The organism is Allosalinactinospora lopnorensis, from assembly GCF_000981225.1.
Classification (GTDB): domain Bacteria; phylum Actinomycetota; class Actinomycetes; order Streptosporangiales; family Streptosporangiaceae; genus Allosalinactinospora; species Allosalinactinospora lopnorensis.
Genome location: NZ_LAJC01000181.1, coordinates 1 through 1,240 on the forward strand (window position 1 = coordinate 1; position 1,240 = coordinate 1,240).

General features: G+C 72.9%; 1 protein-coding gene and 1 pseudogene. Both read left to right on the forward strand.

The window, feature by feature from the left end; genetic code table 11:
- Positions 1-485 (forward strand): annotated as a pseudogene (locus VS93_RS26385) (rRNA cytosine-C5-methyltransferase); the annotation flags it as partial.
- A 57-nt stretch (positions 486-542) separates the two neighbouring features.
- Positions 543-1,208 (forward strand): ribulose-phosphate 3-epimerase, encoded by a 666-nt coding sequence (gene rpe / locus VS93_RS26390; protein WP_046472542.1) that lies wholly within the window; start codon positions 543-545, stop codon positions 1,206-1,208.
- The last annotated feature ends 32 nt before the right edge of the window (positions 1,209-1,240 follow it).

A 1,240-nucleotide genomic window follows, 5' to 3' on the forward strand; every position in this document is an offset into this window, starting at 1 on the left:
TGCAGCCGGCGCGCGCCCGGCTGGTCGCCGGGGCCGTGCACCGTTCGGTGCGCGACGCCGCGCGTACGGTGGTGGCCGACGCCACGCGGCCCCCGTGGCACGACGGCGCCTTCGACCGGGTGCTGGTCGACGCGCCGTGCACCGGTCTCGGAGCGCTTCGCCGGCGCCCGGAGGCGCGGTGGCGGCGCACCCGCGAGACCGTCGCCGAGCTGCTGCCGCTCCAGCGCGAGCTGCTCGGACGCGCGCTCGACGCGACGCGTCCGGGCGGGGTCGTGGGGTATGTGACCTGTTCGCCGCACCTGTCGGAGACCCGAGGGGTCGTCGAGGAGGTCCTCGCCACCCGCTCCGATGCCGCGGTGCTGCGCGCGGCCGACTACCTCGACGAGGTCGGCGACATCGCCGCGGGCGACTACGTGCAGTTCTGGCCGCACCGGCACGGCACCGACGCCATGTTCCTGGCCCTGCTGCGCAAACGCGATCTCTGAAGCGTGGTGATCACCGCGAAGGGCGGGCTCGCCCGCAGCCTGGATAGACTCGCTGACGTGGCAATCCAGATCTCACCCAGCATCCTGTCCGCTGACTTCACCCACCTCGCGGAGGAGGCCGAGGCGGTCGCCCGGTCGGCCGACTGGCTGCACGTCGACGTCATGGACAATCACTTCGTTCCCAATCTGACGTTGGGGCTGCCGGTGGTCGAGGCGCTGCGCGCGTCGGCGTCACTGCCGTTGGACTGCCATCTGATGATCGAGGACCCCGACCGGTGGGCCCCGGCCTACGCCGAGGCGGGAGCCGGCAGCGTCACGATCCACGCCGAAGCCGCCAAGGCGCCGGTGCGTACGCTGCGCACCATCCGCTCGGCCGGCGCCCGCGCCGGGCTCGCGCTGAACCCGGCGACGGCGCTGGACAGCTACTCCGACCTGCTGCCCGAGCTCGACATGCTGCTGCTGATGACGGTCGAACCGGGCTTCGGCGGACAGAAGTTCCTCGACATCGTGCTGCCGAAGATCCGCCGCGCCCGCGAGCTGGTCAGGAACAGCGACGCGGACATCTGGTTGCAGGTCGACGGCGGCGTCAGCGCCGAGACGATCGAAAGGGCGGCCGAGGCCGGGGCCGATGTCTTCGTCGCCGGTTCCGCGGTGTACGGCGCGCAGGACCCCGGTTACGCGGTCGACGCCCTCCGGGCCCAGGCCGAGAAGGCCGCCGGCTGAGGGACCGCCCCAGCACCGCCCGGCCGCTTCAC